Annotated in this window: 14 protein-coding genes and 1 other annotated feature; of the genes, 2 read left to right on the forward strand and 12 right to left on the reverse strand. The window is 41.7% G+C overall.

The features are described from left to right. Positions 1–50 precede the first annotated feature (50 nt). Positions 51–2,693, reverse strand: a complete 2,643-nt coding sequence (locus tag BMZ22_RS03630; protein WP_090081536.1) for a valine--tRNA ligase — start codon at positions 2,691–2,693, stop codon at positions 51–53. A gap of 57 nt (positions 2,694–2,750) precedes the next feature. Further along, positions 2,751–2,976, reverse strand: a binding site (T-box leader). A gap of 216 nt (positions 2,977–3,192) precedes the next feature. Between BMZ22_RS03630 and BMZ22_RS03635 the strand changes: the two genes are divergently transcribed. Beyond that, complete coding sequence (locus BMZ22_RS03635; RefSeq protein WP_090081541.1) at positions 3,193–3,381, forward strand: hypothetical protein; 189 nt, start codon at positions 3,193–3,195, stop codon at positions 3,379–3,381. Here BMZ22_RS03635 and BMZ22_RS03640 read toward each other — a convergent pair. The 8 genes from BMZ22_RS03640 to hemA form a co-directional block, all read right to left on the reverse strand. Continuing rightward, positions 3,378–4,388 carry a phosphotransferase gene (locus BMZ22_RS03640; RefSeq protein ID WP_090081544.1) on the reverse strand — a complete coding sequence of 337 codons (1,011 nt, stop codon included), beginning with the start codon at positions 4,386–4,388 and terminating at the stop codon, positions 3,378–3,380. The two genes, BMZ22_RS03635 and BMZ22_RS03640, sit on opposite strands and share 4 nt — an antisense overlap. A 438-nt stretch (positions 4,389–4,826) precedes the next feature. Further along, a complete protein-coding gene (gene spoVID / locus BMZ22_RS03645) occupies positions 4,827–5,876 on the reverse strand; it encodes a stage VI sporulation protein D (RefSeq protein ID WP_177183340.1) in 1,050 nt (349 codons plus the stop codon). A 221-nt stretch (positions 5,877–6,097) separates the two neighbouring features. Continuing rightward, positions 6,098–7,387, reverse strand: coding sequence for a glutamate-1-semialdehyde 2,1-aminomutase (gene hemL, locus BMZ22_RS03650; protein WP_090081553.1), 1,290 nt, complete (start codon positions 7,385–7,387; stop codon positions 6,098–6,100). 40 nt (positions 7,388–7,427) lie between these two features. Next, positions 7,428–8,408, reverse strand: coding sequence for a porphobilinogen synthase (gene hemB / locus BMZ22_RS03655; protein ID WP_090081557.1), 981 nt, complete (start codon positions 8,406–8,408; stop codon positions 7,428–7,430). A gap of 7 nt (positions 8,409–8,415) precedes the next feature. After that, positions 8,416–9,186: a uroporphyrinogen-III synthase gene (locus BMZ22_RS03660; RefSeq protein WP_090081560.1), complete on the reverse strand. Its 771-nt coding sequence runs from the start codon at positions 9,184–9,186 to the stop codon at positions 8,416–8,418. Further along, a complete protein-coding gene (gene hemC, locus BMZ22_RS03665) occupies positions 9,186–10,115 on the reverse strand; it encodes a hydroxymethylbilane synthase (protein ID WP_090081563.1) in 930 nt (309 codons plus the stop codon). Before hemC ends, BMZ22_RS03660 begins: the two co-directional genes overlap by 1 nt. A 23-nt stretch (positions 10,116–10,138) precedes the next feature. Next, on the reverse strand, positions 10,139–10,960 hold the full coding sequence (locus BMZ22_RS03670; RefSeq protein WP_090081567.1) for a cytochrome C assembly family protein: 822 nt from the start codon (positions 10,958–10,960) through the stop codon (positions 10,139–10,141). Positions 10,961–10,978: 18 nt separating this feature from the next. Continuing rightward, positions 10,979–12,349, reverse strand: a complete 1,371-nt coding sequence (hemA, locus tag BMZ22_RS03675; protein ID WP_090081570.1) for a glutamyl-tRNA reductase — start codon at positions 12,347–12,349, stop codon at positions 10,979–10,981. Between the two features lie 212 nt (positions 12,350–12,561). On the opposite strand from hemA, the gene BMZ22_RS03680 reads away from it, so the two are divergent. Further along, positions 12,562–13,041 carry a LiaI-LiaF-like domain-containing protein gene (locus tag BMZ22_RS03680; protein WP_090081574.1) on the forward strand — a complete coding sequence of 160 codons (480 nt, stop codon included), beginning with the start codon at positions 12,562–12,564 and terminating at the stop codon, positions 13,039–13,041. Between the two features lie 71 nt (positions 13,042–13,112). On the opposite strand, the gene yihA is transcribed toward BMZ22_RS03680, so the two are convergent. From yihA to clpX, 3 genes are all read right to left on the reverse strand, one after another. Beyond that, positions 13,113–13,694: a ribosome biogenesis GTP-binding protein YihA/YsxC gene (gene yihA / locus BMZ22_RS03685; RefSeq protein WP_090081578.1), complete on the reverse strand. Its 582-nt coding sequence runs from the start codon at positions 13,692–13,694 to the stop codon at positions 13,113–13,115. Then, positions 13,681–16,014, reverse strand: a complete 2,334-nt coding sequence (lon, locus tag BMZ22_RS03690) for an endopeptidase La (protein WP_090081582.1) — start codon at positions 16,012–16,014, stop codon at positions 13,681–13,683. Before lon ends, yihA begins: the two co-directional genes overlap by 14 nt. A 257-nt stretch (positions 16,015–16,271) precedes the next feature. Next, positions 16,272–17,552 carry an ATP-dependent protease ATP-binding subunit ClpX gene (clpX, locus tag BMZ22_RS03695; RefSeq protein ID WP_090081585.1) on the reverse strand — a complete coding sequence of 427 codons (1,281 nt, stop codon included), beginning with the start codon at positions 17,550–17,552 and terminating at the stop codon, positions 16,272–16,274. Positions 17,553–17,816: the final 264 nt, after the last annotated feature.

The following is a 17,816-nucleotide window of genomic DNA, read 5'->3' on the forward strand; positions in this document are numbered from 1 at the left end:
GTTCGTCTTTTAGCTTGAAATTATATGTGGCAAGTTAAAAACAATCTGCGTTACTTTAATTCGTCAAGTCTTGCTTTCACTTTTGCCTGCTTTTCAAGATAATCTTTTTCCTTTGCTCTTTCTTCCTCAACCACTTTTTCCGGTGCCTTATTGATAAACCCTTCGTTGGCCAGCTTTTTCTGGACACGTTCGACTTCTTTAGTCCACTTATCCAGTTCTTTTTCGAGACGCTCAATTTCTTTATCAAAGTCAATAAGCCCTTCTAGCGGCAGGAATAATTCCGCACCTGTGACAACAGCGGACATCGCTTTTCCGGGTGCGGCGACGTCTGTTGCGATGATTAATTCACTTGGATTGCAAAAACGTTCCAAATACTCCCGATTATTTTCCAGTTCAGCGGTAATAGCGTCGTTTTCGGTCTTGATATATAATTTTATTTGTTTGGACATCGGTGTATCCACTTCAGCCCGGATATTGCGGACTGACTTAATAATCGAAACAAGGAGTTTCATTTCATTTGAAGCTTTTTCGTCATGAAATTCAGCGACCGCTTCCGGCCACTTGGAAATCGTAATTGATTCGCCTCTAGTCGGGAGTTGCTGCCAAATCTCTTCAGTAATAAACGGCATATATGGATGAAGCATCCGCATCGTCTGATCGAGTACATAGGCAAGGACTGAACGTGTGGTCTGCTTTTTCGCTTCGTCTTCACCATAAAGCGGCAGCTTGGCCATCTCGATATACCAGTCACACAACTCATCCCAAATAAAATTGTATAAGTGACGTCCGGCTTCACCAAATTCATATTTATTCGTGTTGTTTGTAACGTGATCGATTGTTTCATTTAAACGGGTTAAAATCCATTTGTCAGCGAGTGACTTTTCCCGATTTAAGTCAATGTCATCATATGAAAAGTTTTCCATATTCATCAATGAGAAACGCGACGCGTTCCAAACTTTATTAGCAAAATTCCATGTCGATTCCACTTTTTCCCAATGGAAGCGTAAATCCTGCCCTGGTGTCGACCCCGTCAATAAAAAGTACCGCAATGAATCCGCGCCATACTTATCAATGACATCCATCGGGTCAACACCGTTCCCGAGTGATTTGCTCATTTTTCGGCCTTCTGCATCACGAATAAGGCCATGTATCAAGACGTCTTTAAACGGCCGTTTACCGGTAAATTGTTTTGACTGAAAAATCATTCGGGCCACCCAAAAGAAAATGATGTCATAACCGGTAACAAGAACATCAGTAGGAAAGTACCGTTTAAAATCTTCTGCGTCTGTATCAGGCCATCCCATTGTTGAAAATGGCCATAAAGCCGAAGAAAACCATGTATCGAGCACATCTTCGTCCTGCTCCCAGTTCTCGCTGTCAGCAGGGGCTTCCTTACCGACATACAACTCGCCGGTTTCTTTATGATACCACGCCGGTATGCGATGTCCCCACCAGAGCTGGCGTGAAATACACCAATCCCGGATATTTTCCATCCAATGTAAATATGTGCGCTCAAACCTTTCCGGTACAAAATTGACTTTTCCCTCACCATTCTGAAGATCAATCGCAGCATCAGCGAGCGGCTGCATATTAACAAACCACTGTGTCGATAAGTACGGCTCAACGACAGCCCCGCTTCGCTCAGAATGGCCTACCTGGTGAGTATGTTCTTCAATTTCAAAAAGGACATCCTGCTTCTGCAGATCGTTAACGATTTGTTTGCGGCATTCGAAACGGTCCATTCCTTTGTAGCGCCCTGCATTTTCATTCATTGACCCATCCTCATGCATAACAAGAATGCGTTCAAGATTGTGACGATTGCCAATTTCAAAGTCATTCGGATCATGTGCAGGTGTTATCTTAACAGCGCCTGATCCCATTTCCATATCAACATACGAATCGGCAACAATTTCGAGTTCACGGCCAACAATTGGCAGGATGGCCGATTTGCCAATTAAATGCTTGTAACGCTCATCGTCAGGATGGACGGCGACTGCAGTGTCACCCAGCATCGTTTCAGGTCGGGTTGTTGCAATTTCGATCGTTTCATCGCTGTCTTTAATCGGATAACGCATGTGATAAAATTTTCCCTCGACTTCTTCATAGACAACTTCGATATCCGACAAAGCTGTCTTTGTCGCCGGATCCCAGTTTATAATATATTGGCCGCGGTATATCAATCCTTTGTTATATAAACTGACAAACACTTCACGGACAGCATTTGACAATCCATTGTCCAGTGTAAAACGTTCACGTGAATAGTCCAAACCAAGGCCTAATTTTTCCCACTGAGAGCGGATGAAATCAGCATATTCTTCTTTCCAGTCCCACGAGACGTCCAAGAATTTTTCACGCCCAAGCTCGTGGCGGTTCTGACCTTGCTCCTTTAGTTTGCCCTCAACTTTTGCCTGAGTAGCGATACCGGCATGGTCCATTCCCGGCAGCCAGAGAACATCATACCCTTGCATTCGTTTCATACGGGAGATTGTATCTTGCATCGTTGTATCCCATGCGTGTCCCAAATGCAATCTCCCCGTAACATTAGGCGGTGGGATAACGATGGTAAACGGTTCTCTCTCCTCGTCACCTGTCGCTTCAAAAAATTTGCCATCCACCCAAAATTTGTACCTGTCTTTTTCGATTTCATTTGGATTATACTTTGGCGCCATAGCCGATTTATTTTCCTCATCCATAATGACTTCCTCCTTAGATTACAATTTATTGTCCATTAAAAAAATCCTTTCTGTCCAATAAAGGACGAAAAGGATTCATTTCCGTGGTACCACCTTTGTTCATAGACAAACAATGCCTATGCACTCACAGCAAGATAACGGTCAGCAACCGGCTTTCTTCTACTGAATTCAAAGAAGCAGCTTTATGGGCGACCTTCCAGAATCATTTTCCCGGGAAATTCCCACCGTCATTCCCTCTCTTTTAGGGCAACAATTCCGTACTCCTCCCACTCATCGCTTATATTTATTGATCTTATTTTACCGTTTTATAAAAACAAAATCAATACCTGCAATCAGAATGGCACAAAACAGGCTAGTTTATTCATATTATAGTGTAAGTGAATTTTTCATCGAAAGAGAAAGAGAAGAAAAAAGGCTAAGTTTCGCAACCTGTCGTTCAAATAAAACTGAGCATTGACTGACCGTTATGTTAGGAGAAAATGAGTGAGGTGAATATGACATGTCCCGTTTTTATCGTTATCGTCTGCCGCCATGGGCGAGAAAGTGCATAACTGTCATTGAAAAAGTGACACTTCCAATTTTAATTTTCCAATTGATCCGAACGTTGTTATTTCCAACCTCTCTGGATGTTTTCTTGCTCGGAGTGCTGACCGGTTTATTTATTGCATTTTACCTGGAATGGATTTAGGAATTTGCGTCTTCAGCGGATTCCTCGTAATCATAAGTATCTTTCCCGTCATTCCATTTGAGGCCTAAGGTCAGTTGACGAAACGCCGATTCCAGCATCTGGGTGCGCTTCACCATTGATAAACGTTCAGGTTGTTCCAAATAATCTTCAATAACCGATATGTAATAGAATGGATCAAGCAAATAAATTGAAAGAAGGTGATGTTGACTGGCTGTTAACGTATTCAATTCGGTATAGGCTGCAAACAATTCTGCCAATTGCTCTAGTGACTGATCATAATAACGCGTCTGGCTCCGAAGCAAGTGTGACAGGTCGGTAACAGGTGTATCAAACGTTGCATTTTCCCAATTTATCAAATAAGTATGGCCATGATTTAAAAAATGTGATAGTTCCAGATGGCCGTGACAAAGGCAATTATGCCAGTTTGAACTCGCTTCAAGTTCTTTTATAAATTTATCGAGGTAATAATCAATTTCATTTAGAACAGTTAAGAGCACATGGTAATGGGTACAAACTTGAAGCTCAAATGGTGACATAAAATGGTTTCGTTCAAACAATTGAACATAATTTAATAATTTGGGCTTCAACTGTGCACAATTATTTCGATAATCGCCGAAAGTCGCTGCAATCGTTTCTGTGTCTACAGTTGTCTGCTGACTTGTTTTTGCATGAATGGCCGCGATTGTTTCATAAGCATTGATAATCTTCTGTTCGTGTGTAAGCCTATCTTCCGAAACCCAGGGTGTCAAATAATAATAGGCAGATCCCGTCTCAGTATAAAAACCAGATTGGCTCGTTAAGTAAACCGGCAAAATTGAGGTTAAGTGAAACGCGTATGCATGATGATAAACTTGCTCCCACGCTGAAATAGCCGGCGTAGTAAGCCTGCTCTCTTTAAGTGCATAGGTATTGCTGCCGTCACTCACTTTATAAACGCGGTCAGTTATTTGCTCAATTTTTAAAGGCTCGAGACCATACGCTTTCATTACATCCTTTATCTCTGACACGCTATACAGCCCCCATCATTTCAATATTGAATTTAATTGTATGTATACGATTGTTCATTCAGCGTTCACTGCTTGTTAAAGCGAGTGCCAAGATGCTTATACGGTAATACTTGTTGACGACGACAAAAATCATTACCCCTCACTGACCAAGCAAGGGGATTTCTTATTGACTATTTTTTAAAAGGTTGTTGTTTTTTAGACCCTTTTCATAAACCGTAGCATTTTCCATAAACTGCTAACTACGTTTAAATTTGAGTTAGTGCGTGTTCCGCCGCTCCGGAAATACATGCCGCTTTCCGCGGGCGGCTGGTGAGCCCACGGAAAGCGAGTATATTCCAGCTGCGTCGCTAGAGAGGCTATTGAAATTTTTATAATGTCGCACTTTACATCAAGTACAGTGCAGAAAACAACAATCTATGCAAAAACGGCCTTCTTATTTTAAGGTTTATTTTTTACCGGTATATACAGTAATTGACCTTCTTGTAAACCCTCTTCCGTCAGGTGATTACGTTTTAAAAGCTGGTGTGCCGGTGTGTCATATCGTTCGGCAATGGATTCCAGGGTATCATTGTCCTGGACAATACATAACCGCATTTTTGCATATGTCTCTTCATCATCCCTGCTGAACATATCTGCCAAATAGCGGACATCTTCAGGTGATGAGCTACTTTCATAACTGTCAGCCTTGTATGCTGTCTCCGTGTACTCCACAACTGTTGTCTCGTCATCTGAGGTTTCCGAAGATTCTGCTTCAGAAGTGAATCCTTCTTCCTCAGAATCTTTCTTTTGCTCACTTCCGAAAAATTCCGCGAGTGTTTGTGATTTCTTATTTTTTTCACGTTCTTTTTCGGGCGAAGAGGTGTCCTCCGTCTTAAGACTGTTCTGATCATATGACTCAGATAAGTCAGAAGACTGCGGCGGCAAGTTTATTTCTTTTTCTTCTTCGGGCTTTGTTTTATCCATTTTTATATCAAATGCGAAAGATTCTTCTCCCCTGAGTGATAATGCAGGGTCTTCCTGTTTTTCTGTTTCATACGAGTTTTCGACAACTTCACTAATGCCATGTATTTCAACAATTGATGTCAGTTTAAGCTGGTTTTGATCAGGAATCTCGTAATCAAAAGACTCTACCGCGACCGTTATGTCTTCCATATCATCTATACGGTGAGCCGGCACAGAGATTTCAACTGGAAAACGATGACTGAACTCTGACAGTTGATCGTCTAAGCTGATCACTTCTTCAACAAATCGTTTTGAATGATAATCTTCAAAACCGAGTTCTTCTTCATCTTCATTCCGCAAAGAAGTGTCCTGACGATACGTACCGCTGAGTTCAATAACGCCCCTTATTTCTATATAATCACCAAAAGGCTGTATAGAGATATCCGGATCCAGCGAAATTCCTGTCATTTCATCAACTTCCTGTCCTTTTTCAAAATAGAGTGATTCGTCGAGTTCAAAGCGAAAGGTTTCCTGATTATTATCCAAATGATTTCCTCCTTTCAGCGTATATTCCAAATACTTATACGTCTCAATTTCAACTATATGATGCTGACTTAGACGATATGCCCCTATCCAAGCTATTCTTTTATCACTGATAAAGCGAATCTTCAATCAGTGGTGGGCTTACGGCCAGTTACATGCAGGATAAAAACAAAATAAAAAGCTATTCCTCAAACACCGGGAATAGCTTTTTTATGCCACATTGTTTAGTTTTTTATTTTCGAAAATGCCTTGCGAACTGCTTCGATTGTCTGGTCAATATCTTCATCGGTATGTGCTGTTGATAAGAACACACCTTCAAATTGAGATGGCGGCAGAAAGATCCCTTCCTCAATCATAGCGCCGTAATATTGGGAAAAGTAATCAACATTTGCATTCTGAGCTGTTTCGAAATTGATCACTGGTTCATGCGTAAAGAAGAAGCCGACCATTGATCCGGCCCGGTTAATTTGAAGCGGGATGTCAAAATCAATCGATGCCTGCTTATAGCCTTCAACTAACTTGTCCACTTTTTCATTAATAGCTTCATAAGAAGCTTCACTCAGAGCGTTCAGGGTTTCAAAACCTGCTGTCATAGCAAGCGGGTTGCCTGACAACGTTCCAGCCTGATAGATTGAACCGGTTGGGGCAACACTTTCGATAATTTCACGCTTTCCACCGTAAGCGCCTACCGGCAAACCACCGCCGATAACCTTTCCGAGGCACGTAATATCAGGTGTTACGCCAAAATGCCCTTGTGCACAGTTATAGCCCACGCGGAAACCTGTCATCACTTCATCAAATATTAAAAGCGCGCCATTATCTTCTGTTATTGTGCGCAGATCGTGAAGGAAATTTTGTGTCGGTGGCACAACCCCCATGTTACCGGACACTGGCTCAGCAATCACAGCGGCAATATCATCTCCATACTCCGAAAATACATAACGGACACTTTCAATGTCATTGTACGGGACGGTAATTGTATTTTCGGCAATCGATTCCGGAACCCCGGGGCTGTCAGGAAGCCCGAGTGTGGCAACGCCAGATCCTGCTTTAATCAACAACGAGTCGCCATGGCCATGATAGTTCCCTTCAAATTTAAGAATTTTATTGCGTCCTGTATACCCACGGGCCACACGTAAAGCACTCATTGTCGCTTCGGTGCCTGAGTTCACCATTCGGACCATCTCGATTGATGGTACACGATCAATAATAAGTTCTGCAAGTTTATTTTCCTGAATTGTCGACGCACCAAAACTCGTGCCTTTTTCCGCTGTTTCTTTAAGGGCTAAGACAACGCGTTCATCGGCATGTCCCAAAATGAGCGGACCCCAGCTCAATACGTAATCAATATAATCATTTCCATCAATATCAGTGATTTTAGAGCCTTTTCCACTCTCCATAAAGATAGGCGGTACATCGACAGAATTAAAAGCTCTTACCGGTGAATTGACACCTCCAGGTATTAAATCAACCGCTTTTTCATATGCTTCTTTGGACTTTTCAAAATTTCGCATTCGTAATCACCTCAAATTTGGTATTGGTCGAAGGTCCAGTTTACCCTTGAAGCCATTTTGCCACATCTTTAGCAAAATAAGAAATAATCAAATCCGCACCTGAACGTTTCATAGCTGTTAATTTTTCAAGTACGAGTTCCTTTTCATCAACCCAGCCATTCATGGCAGCCGCTTTCACCATCGAATATTCTCCACTGACATTATAAGCAACAACCGGTGCATTGAAATGATTACGGACATCCCGCACGATATCCAAAAATGATAATGCCGGCTTCACAATCAGGAAGTCCGCTCCTTCTTCAATGTCCGATTCTGCTTCCCGCAAGGCTTCTCTGCGATTTGAAGGATCCATTTGATATGTTTTGCGGTCTCCAAATTGCGGTGTGCTGTCGGCTGCATCGCGGAATGGACCGTAAAATGCCGAGGCATATTTTACAGCATAAGACATAATAGGGATGTTTTGATGTCCAGCTTCATCTAATGCCTGACGAATTACCGTGACAAAGCCATCCATCATATTGGATGGCGCTATGATATCTGCTCCTGCATCAGCTTGTGACACAGCTGTTTCAGCCAGGAGTTTAAGCGATTCATCATTATCGACATCGTGGTTATGAATGACACCGCAATGACCGTGTGACGTGTATTCACAAAGACACGTATCGGCCACAACGAGCATCCCGGGTACTTCTTTTTTGATAATCCTTGTTGCCTGCTGTACGATACCATTTTCCACGAACGCGCCACTTCCCTGTTCGTCTTTTTCATTTGGCACACCAAATAACATAACAGCTTTAATACCCAGTGATTGCAGTTCTTCCATCTCTGCTTTTACATGATCAAGCGATAGTTGATAAATTCCCGGCATTGAAGGAACTTCATTTTTTATATTTTCCCCTTCAATAATAAAAATCGGATAAATAAAATCATCGACTTTCAAATGATTTTCACGTACAAGTGAACGCATGGCTGCAGAGGAGCGCAGCCGGCGATGCCGCTTAAATTCCCATTCATTCGTCATTAATAATCTATCCTTTCTGTGCAAAAACTTCTTCCAGCTTTGCAAGCATACCATCAATCGTAAACTCTTCCGGAACCAGCAAATTAGCCAGACCCAATTCAGAGGCTTGATCTGCGGTAGTTGTACCAATACAGACAATTGGAATGTCCGGTGCTATACTTGTTTCGGCCATCTCCACAAAGGCATTAACACTGGAAGGGCTTGTAAATGTTAGGGCATCAAGTTCATTTTGTGCAAGTTTAGCATTCAACGTATCTTTCATAGTATAATTGTATCCCGTTTGATAAACTTCCACGATGCTATACCGAACGCCCAAACCTTCCAGCCAGCGGGGAAGCGTATCCCGGGACCAATTTCCTCGCACAAGAAGTACAGGTTCTTCAAGAACATCATAATGCTGAAAAAACTCACGGGTCATTGTTTCGGCATCATACGTTTCCGGTACGAAAGATGCGTAATAACCATAACCTTCCAGCGCCCGCCCTGTCTTCCGTCCAACGACAGCAAAGTTCGCTTCAGAGAGTATATCTTTACTAAAGTCGTATTTACGCAACATACTAAAAAAACAATGAACACCATTAGCACTTGTGAAGAATACCCATTTATAGGCTTCTTCCTGCATTTGCGCTGCTGAAGCCTGATTATGATGACACGTAATCGTCAAAAGAGGGATTTGTTCTGGCACCCCTTTATGCTGTTCAACTTTATGCGCTAATTCGTTAGCCTGTGCCTTTTCACGGGTTATGAGAACCTTCTTGCCCTTAAGTGGGGAAGCCATTAACTGTCAAGCTCCTCTTTCACGGCTTCCACAATATCTTTGGCTCCGCGTCCGATCAGTTTATGGGCGGCTTCGGTTCCCACTTCTGCCGGTTCCTTCCCGCGCACAACTTCTTTCAATAACGTCTTTCCATCTGTTGTCCCGACAAAGGCCGTCATAATGATCTCATCGCCTTCAAGATGAGCATAACCGCCGATTGGTACCGAACAGCTGCCTTCAAGCAAATTCAAAAAAGTCCGTTCCGCAGTTACTGTCTTCGTCGTATCAGGATCACTTATACGGTCTAATAATTCACGGAGCTCGTAATCGTCTTCACGGCATTCGATTGCTAAAGCACCCTGGCCGACTGAAGGCACACAAACTTCTGGCTCAAGATATTCGGTTATCAATTCTTCACTTAGCCCCACGCGTTTCAAACCGGAAACTGCCAAAATGATGGCATCATAGTCCTCTTCGTGCAATTTGCGGATGCGCGACTCGATGTTGCCGCGGATCCATTTGACCTCAACATCAGGCCGTGCCGCAAGAATTTGGGCTTTTCGTCTCAAACTGCTTGTTCCTACAATTGCCCCTGCAGGCAGGTCTTTCAGCAACACATTATTTTCAGCGATGTAAGCATCACGGTGATCTTCTCTGACCGGGATGGTGGTGATAATCAGCCCCTCGGGCATTTCCGAAGGCATATCTTTCATACTGTGGACAGCCAAATCTATTTCCTTTTCGTACATGGCTTTTTCAATTTCTTTTACGAAAAGTGCTTTTCCGCCAACCTTTGATAAGGTAACGTTAAGAATTTCATCTCCACGTGTCACAATTTTTTTCACTTCGAAGTCATTATCAACACCGGCTTGCTTTAATTGATCAATAACCCAGTCAGTCTGGGTTAATGCCAAATTGCTTTTCCGTGTTCCTACAACAATTTTGCGCATCCGGACCCCTCCTTGATTACGGTTTAGTGTAAATGAAAATTGGATAAATTACTGAACAAAAAGAAATTAATTAATAAGATGAGAAAGGCTGCCGAATTATATGTTGATATGACCTTGCCCTGAAAACCTTTACCAAGTCTCAGCAGCAAATATATCACATAAACACCAAGTACAAGTATTGACCCGATCGTTTTCAAATCGAACCAATAAAACTCAGCATTTGCAGCATATGCCCAGGCAACCCCCAGAGCTATGGCAATTGTTAACAGCGGCACACCTGCCGTTACTGCTTTAAATGAAAACGAATCAAGCTGTTCCAGGTCACCAATCCGCCGCATCCAACGAAAGCCTTTTTTTTGCTTTAACAATCGATACTGGACAAGATACATAAGTGAAAAAATAAGTGAAACAGTAAAAAAACCATACGATACAATCGCCAATGTTATATGGGCAATCAACATTTCGTGAACTAGCTCAATTCCTCCAAGCTGCATATGTTCTGCTGCCCGGGTGGAAATAGATAATAAAAGTATAAAAAAAGCCAGTAAATTAGTGAAAAATAGTACAAATTGGAAGCGGAAAAATTTATTGAGAATAAGCGACAGTGACACGAGTACCCAAGCATAAAACGAAAGACCGTCATATAACGTTAAAACCGGAAAGTTTTTCTCAATAAAAATTTGCTGCAATAAAAAAACGGTTTGCAAAAGCCAAACCATACTAAGTAACCAGAAGGCTGCCCGGTTTGCCTTCCGGTTATGCTGTATAAAATCTATAAAGTACCCTACAAGGCTTAACCCATAAATAATCAATATAATTTCAAAAAGCCATTTCGCTTCATTCATAGCAAAGACCCTTTCTTCCTATTGCACGGGGATACTTTTGGCAACGGGGCTGGATACTTTGTCTTCTGTTTCATTTTTTACTGGATTATGCGTTTCGGCTTGCCGTTTCAGTTCTTCCTCCACATTCTCTTCTATCCCAAATATATCAATAAATTGCTGCAATGCTTCTTCTTTATTATCACTGCCTGCCAATTCTTTCGCTTGTGTTACAGGCTGTTTTAATAATTGATTAACAATGCTCTTAGTATGTTTGTTCAGTACCTTTTTCTCGCGGGCTGTTAAATCGGGCATTTTACGTTCGATGCTTTTCATTGTCTCAGCTTGGATGGATAATGCCTTTTTACGAAGCGCTGAGATTACAGGCACTACCCCAAGTGTTTGCACCCATTCATTAAACGCGGACAATTCTGCTTCAATCATAATTTCGATTGCTTCCGCTGCTTCTTCTCGAGCTGCAAGGTTATCATCAACCACATTTTGAAGATCATCAATGTCATAAAGAAAGACATTTTCCAATTCTGCGATCGATGGATCCAAATCTCTCGGCAAAGCGATGTCCACCAAAAACAGCGGTCTGCCTTTTCGTTTTTTCTGTATGGCCTGGATCGATGGCTTCGTTAAAATAAGTGAATCAGAACCTGTTGAACTCAGCAGAATATCTGCGTCATAAAGCTGCTCATTCAATTCCTCTGCGGGCTTCGCTTTACCTTTAAGCGTTTCTGCAAGCGACTGGGCTTTTTCAAACGTACGATTGACCACTGTAATATTGGATACGCCAGAACCATGGATATTTTTGGCAGCCAGCTCGCCCATCTTACCCGCACCGTTTATAACGACATGTTTTTTCTCTAAATCACCGAAAACCTTCTTTGCCAGCTCCACAGCAGCATAACTGACAGATACAGCATGTTCGCCGATGGCAGTTTCTTTGTGAGCTTTTTTGGCTAATGTTATCGCCTGCTTAAATAATTCATTAAAAATCGTTCCGGTTGTATGATTTTCCTGTGCGGTTAAAAAGGCATGTTTAACCTGCCCCAATATCTGAGTCTCACCAAGCACCATCGAATCAAGGCCGGAAGCGACTCTAAATAAATGCTCAACTGTGGCATCACTTTCAGTTATGCGCAAATATGGTGTGATTTCTTCTTTTTCCACGTCTAACCATTCACTAAGAAAGCGTTTGATATAATACCGCCCTGTATGGGCCTGATCTGCTACTGCATATATCTCAGTTCGATTACATGTGGAGACAATAACATTCTCCAGAATACTTTTTTGCTGACTTAGCTCCACCATTGCCTTATCAATCATATCTTCGGCGATCATAAATCGTTCCCTGACTTCCAGCGGGGCGGATTTGTAGTTGAACCCGACTTTGAGTAAATGCACTCTATACGACCCCCAAAAAAACATCAATTAATAATTATTATAACATGGACAATCTTTAACAATTAGCTTAAAATGTGAACAGATTTTGAAACAAAAGCTAAAAACTATCCGTATTTCAATGTATGTTAATCCGTCTGTACTTTATCATACGCTTATAGAAGACGCAAGAATTCTGCTACCAGCGCACTAGTTATTTGAAAGAAGGTGAAAAAATGAAACGTCAGCATTCGTTTGCAGCTTATATATTAATCGGGATAGGAATTTACTTTTTATTACGAGAGCTTAAAATTCCAATTATTACTGATTTTTATTCATGGCCGACACTACTTATTATTATTGGTATCGCGTTACTTATACATAGTTATACATCCAAGGACTACCAGCACTTGTTTAGCGGGACAATCGTTATGGGAATTGGAATTCACTTTCATGGGTTAACCCATTACGATTTTTGGATCGATCATTGGGCAATTTACCCGCTTATCATCGGCATTGCATTTATTGTTAGAGCTTTACGAACAAAGAAAGGCATGCTGACCGGTATTTTGATAAGTGCTGTCTCTATATTGCTTATTTTTTCCATTCAACTGCCGGCGGCCTTTAATTGGATTTACGATTTAACCTCACTTTTGGAACGATTCTGGCCGCTTATTTTAATTGGCGTCGGTATTTATTGGCTGAAGAAAAAATGAATAAAACAGTCCTTTCAGAACGAAATAACCCATCCTCGACGTGCGGGATGGATTATTTCTATTAGAAAGTATTAAATAAACTGTTTTATCGCTTGCCAGGCATCTTCTTTTCCTTCTCCCGTTTCTGCAGAGAAAGGTATCAGTGCATCACCTGCTTCGATGCTTAACCCCTGGTAAGTTTGTTTGATGTGCTTTGCACGCTTTCCTTTGGTAACTTTATCCAATTTCGTTGCAATTATAATAACCGGCAGTTCATAATGCTTCAAAAAATTGTACATCGTAACATCATCAGAAGTCGGCTCATGCCGGATATCCGTTATCATGACACATGCCCTCAACGTATCACGCATGGCAAAATACTCTTCCATCATGATACCCCATTTTTCCCGTTCTGTTTTAGACACTTTAGCATAACCATACCCGGGCACATCGACGAAATAAAACATGTCATTTATTTTATAAAAATTCAGCGTTTGTGTTTTGCCCGGCTTTGATGATGTCCGGGCCAAATTTTTTCGTTGGATGAGTTTATTGATAAACGATGATTTTCCCACATTGGACCGCCCGGCCAGCGCAATTTCAGGAAGCCGGTCATTCGGATATTGCTTTGGACTGACCGCGCTTATAACAATTTCTGCATTAGTTACTTTCATGTTTCTCCTCCATTAATGCATATGATAATACCTGATCTAAATGGTTAACCTTAATGAAAGTCAGGTTTTCACGTACACTCTCAGGAATATCATCAATATCTTTTTCATTTTCTTCGGGAATGATAATCGTCGTTAAGCCAGCACGGTGTGCGCTCAGGGACTTTTCTTTCAAGCCGCCGATTGGCAATACACGTCCACGTAATGTTATCTCCCCCGTCATACCCACTTCTTTTCGAACTTCGCGTCCGGTTAAGGCTGAAACAAGCGCTGTCGCCATTGTAATACCAGCTGAAGGGCCATCTTTAGGCGTAGCACCTTCAGGGACATGGATATGAATATCATTTTTATCGTGAAAATCCGGATCGATGTCCAGCTCTTTTGCGCGGGAGCGAATATAACTGAAAGCTGCCTGAGCAGATTCCTGCATCACATCACCAAGTTTACCGGTGAGTGTCAGCTTTCCCTTACCGGGATAATGCGATACTTCAATTGATAATGTATCACCGCCAGCTGCTGTATAGGCGAGCCCGGTTGCTGCACCAATTTGGTTTTCCTGTTCCATCTGACCATATCGGAAGAGCGCTTTACCAAGCAATTCTTCCAGGTTATTATTCGTCACAATGACACGTTTCTTTTCACCGGAAATAATAATTTTTGCTGCTTTTCTGCATATTTTTGCAAGCTGACGCTCAAGGTTACGCACACCTGCCTCGCGTGTGTAGGTGCGAATCAACGTCATCAGAGCCTCATCCCGGATTTGAAGATTCCCCTTTTTTAACCCATTTTCTTTCAGTTGTTTCGGCAGCAGATGTTCTTTGGCTATATGCAATTTCTCTACTTCTGTATAGCCTGCAATATTAATCAATTCCATCCGGTCGAGCAGCGGTCCGGGGATATTATTGACATAGTTAGCAGTTGCAATAAAAAGCACATTTGATAAATCATACGTTTCTTCAATAAAATGATCGCTAAAATTGCTGTTTTGCTCAGGATCCAATACTTCAAGCATGGCGGAGGATGGATCGCCACGGAAATCACTGACCATCTTGTCTACCTCATCAAGCAGAAAAACCGGGTTGACGGTTTTTGCTTTTTTCATTCCCTGGATAATCCTGCCGGGCATTGCACCTATATACGTGCGGCGATGTCCCCGAATTTCAGCTTCATCGCGGATGCCCCCAAGTGAAATGCGGACAAAGTTCCGATTAATTGAGCGAGCAATTGAGTTGGCCAGAGATGTTTTACCAACTCCAGGTGGCCCTACAAGACAGAGAATTGGCCCTTTAATCGACTGTGTCAACTTTTGTACGGCGAGGTACTCCAATATGCGTTCCTTCACCTTATCAAGCCCATAGTGATCTTCGTCAAGTATTGCATGTGCTTTATCGATATTAATCATGTCTTCCGTTTTCTCAGTCCAGGGGATAGCCAGGAGCCACTCGATATAGTTTCGAATAACCGAACTTTCAGCCGAACTTTGCGGCACTTTTTCAAACCTGTTCAGTTCCTTCATGGCGACCTCGACAATCCGTTCAGGCATATCGGATGCTTCAACTTTTTCTCTTAGCTGGTCCGCCTCACCTGCTTTACCTTCTTTTTCACCCAACTCTTTTTGAATTGCTTTAAGCTGCTCGCGCAAGTAATACTCTTTTTGCGTTTTTTCCATCGACGTCTTAACACGCTGACCAATTTTCTTTTCGAGATCGAGCACTTTCTTTTCATTTGTAATGAGCTCAATCAAATGCTGCAGTCGTTGTTTGACATTTGTCATTTCCAGCAGTTCTTGTTTATCTTTTATTTTCAATGATAAGTGGGAAGTTACGATATCGGCTAACCTGCTTGGTTCGTCAATATCTGAAACAGTAGCTAATGTTTCCTTTGTAATTTTTTGTGAAACATTTATGTACTGTTCAAATTGCTTTAGAAGCGATCGCATTAACGCTTCCTCTTCATTTTGCTCACCATGTTCATCATTAATTTTATAAATTTCTGCAGTGAATTCGTCTTGATCGTCATCTATAAAACGAACAATTTCGCCACGGTCCAAACCCTCTACCAATACGCGCATTGTACCATTCGGCAGTTTAAGCATCTGTTTAACATATGCAAGCGTTCCAGTCCGGTATATATCTTTTTCTTCTGGATCATCCAAGCTGACTTGCTTTTGGGCAGCAAGAAAAATCGTTTGATCTCCCATCATTGCTTTTTCAAGCGCAGCAATCGATTTATCACGTCCGACGTCAAGGTGTAAAACCATAGAGGGAAAGACGAGTATGCCTCGCAATGGCAGGAGGGGTAATTGTGTTGTTTCAGTCGTCATTGAGTCTGCCTCCATTTATGTATTAAATATGTAAGGTGCTGTTTGTTTTAACAACAATGCTTTATTGATAAAAGTCTAATTAAAAGATTCTTATTTGTAAATTATGAGAGTCAGGAATTAGTATGACCTGTCATAGCAGAATTACTCAAAACCAGGTTAAACATAGAAAGAGACTGACACCAACAGTCAGCCTCTTTAAACAGCCTGTAAAAGGGGCCAACACATGTCAGTCCCGATAATAAACGATGTTGACTTGCTTATGCGCTCTCTTTAGGAATTTTTTCGTTCTCATCCTGTACCGTGCCGTCATGGAAAACTAATTTTGGTCTGCCATTTTCGTTTATCACAGTTTCTTTTGTAATAATACATTTTTCAATATCTTCACGTGATGGCAGTTCAAACATAACATCCAGCATGATACTTTCAATAATTGAACGCAATCCGCGTGCCCCTGTTTTTCGCTCAATAGCTTTATGGGCAATACCTCTCAGCGCTTCCTCTTCGAATTCAAGTTCTACATTATCAATTTCAAAGAGTTTTTCATATTGTTTAACAAGCGCATTTTTAGGTTTTGTCAAAATTTCAACAAGCGCATCTTCATCCAATGGAGCCAGGCTTCCTATAACCGGAATACGGCCAATAAATTCAGGTATCAGACCATATCGCAGGAGGTCTTCAGGCAATACTTTCTGCAGCAATTCGCTCTGATCCAAATCCTGCTCGGTATTATCCGAACCAAAGCCAATCACTTTCTTACCTAATCGGCGTTTAACGATTTGATCAATACCGTCGAATGCTCCGCCAACGATAAACAACACGTTGGTTGTATCAATTTGGATAAATTCCTGGTGCGGATGTTTACGTCCACCTTGTGGCGGCACACTCGCAACCGTGCCTTCCAATATTTTCAAGAGTGCCTGTTGCACACCTTCACCAGAAACATCGCGGGTAATGGATGGGTTCTCTGATTTACGTGCGACCTTATCAATCTCATCGATATAGATAATACCCTTTTCGGCTTTTTCCACATCATAATCTGCCGCTTGAATCAGCTTCAGCAAAATGTTTTCAACATCTTCACCAACATAACCCGCTTCAGTTAAAGATGTCGCATCTGCCATAGCAAATGGAACATTCAGGATTCGCGCAAGCGTTTGAGCCAGCAATGTTTTACCTGACCCGGTCGGTCCCAGCATGGCAATGTTACTTTTTGCCAGTTCTACATCATCAGAATTCTGCTGCGGTGTATTAACACGCTTATAGTGGTTATAAACCGCCACTGACAAATTCTTCTTTGCCTCTTCCTGGCCAATAACGTAATCATCAAGTGTCTCATTAATTTCTTTAGGTTTCGGAAGTTCTTCAAACTCAGTTGCTTCTTCAGTTCCAAGCTCTTCCTCCACAATTTCGGTGCAAAGTTCGATACATTCATCACATATATAAACGCCCGGCCCGGCTACTAATTTACGAACTTGATCCTGGCTTTTCCCGCAGAATGAACATTTAAGCTGTCCCTTCTCTTCGTTAAATTTAAACATACTTTTCACTCCTAAAGTTTTGCATACATTTTAACTTAAAGTCATCATATCAAATCACTATGCGAAAACAAAATAATAACTCTTCTCAGGCTTATCTGTGAGTAAATTAAATAATTCAAACAGCCTCAGTGATTCACAGATAAGGTTTGTCATAAAAATTAACTTATTCCGTCCTTATACTTATCTATCCTATGAGGACTTGTCGGATAAGATAACAAAAATTACGAAAGCATAAAGCAAGGTACGACCTTCGCACCTTGCTTT

Origin of the sequence: Lentibacillus persicus, assembly GCF_900112705.1 — a bacterium.
Lineage (GTDB): Bacteria > Bacillota > Bacilli > Bacillales > Amphibacillaceae > Lentibacillus > Lentibacillus persicus.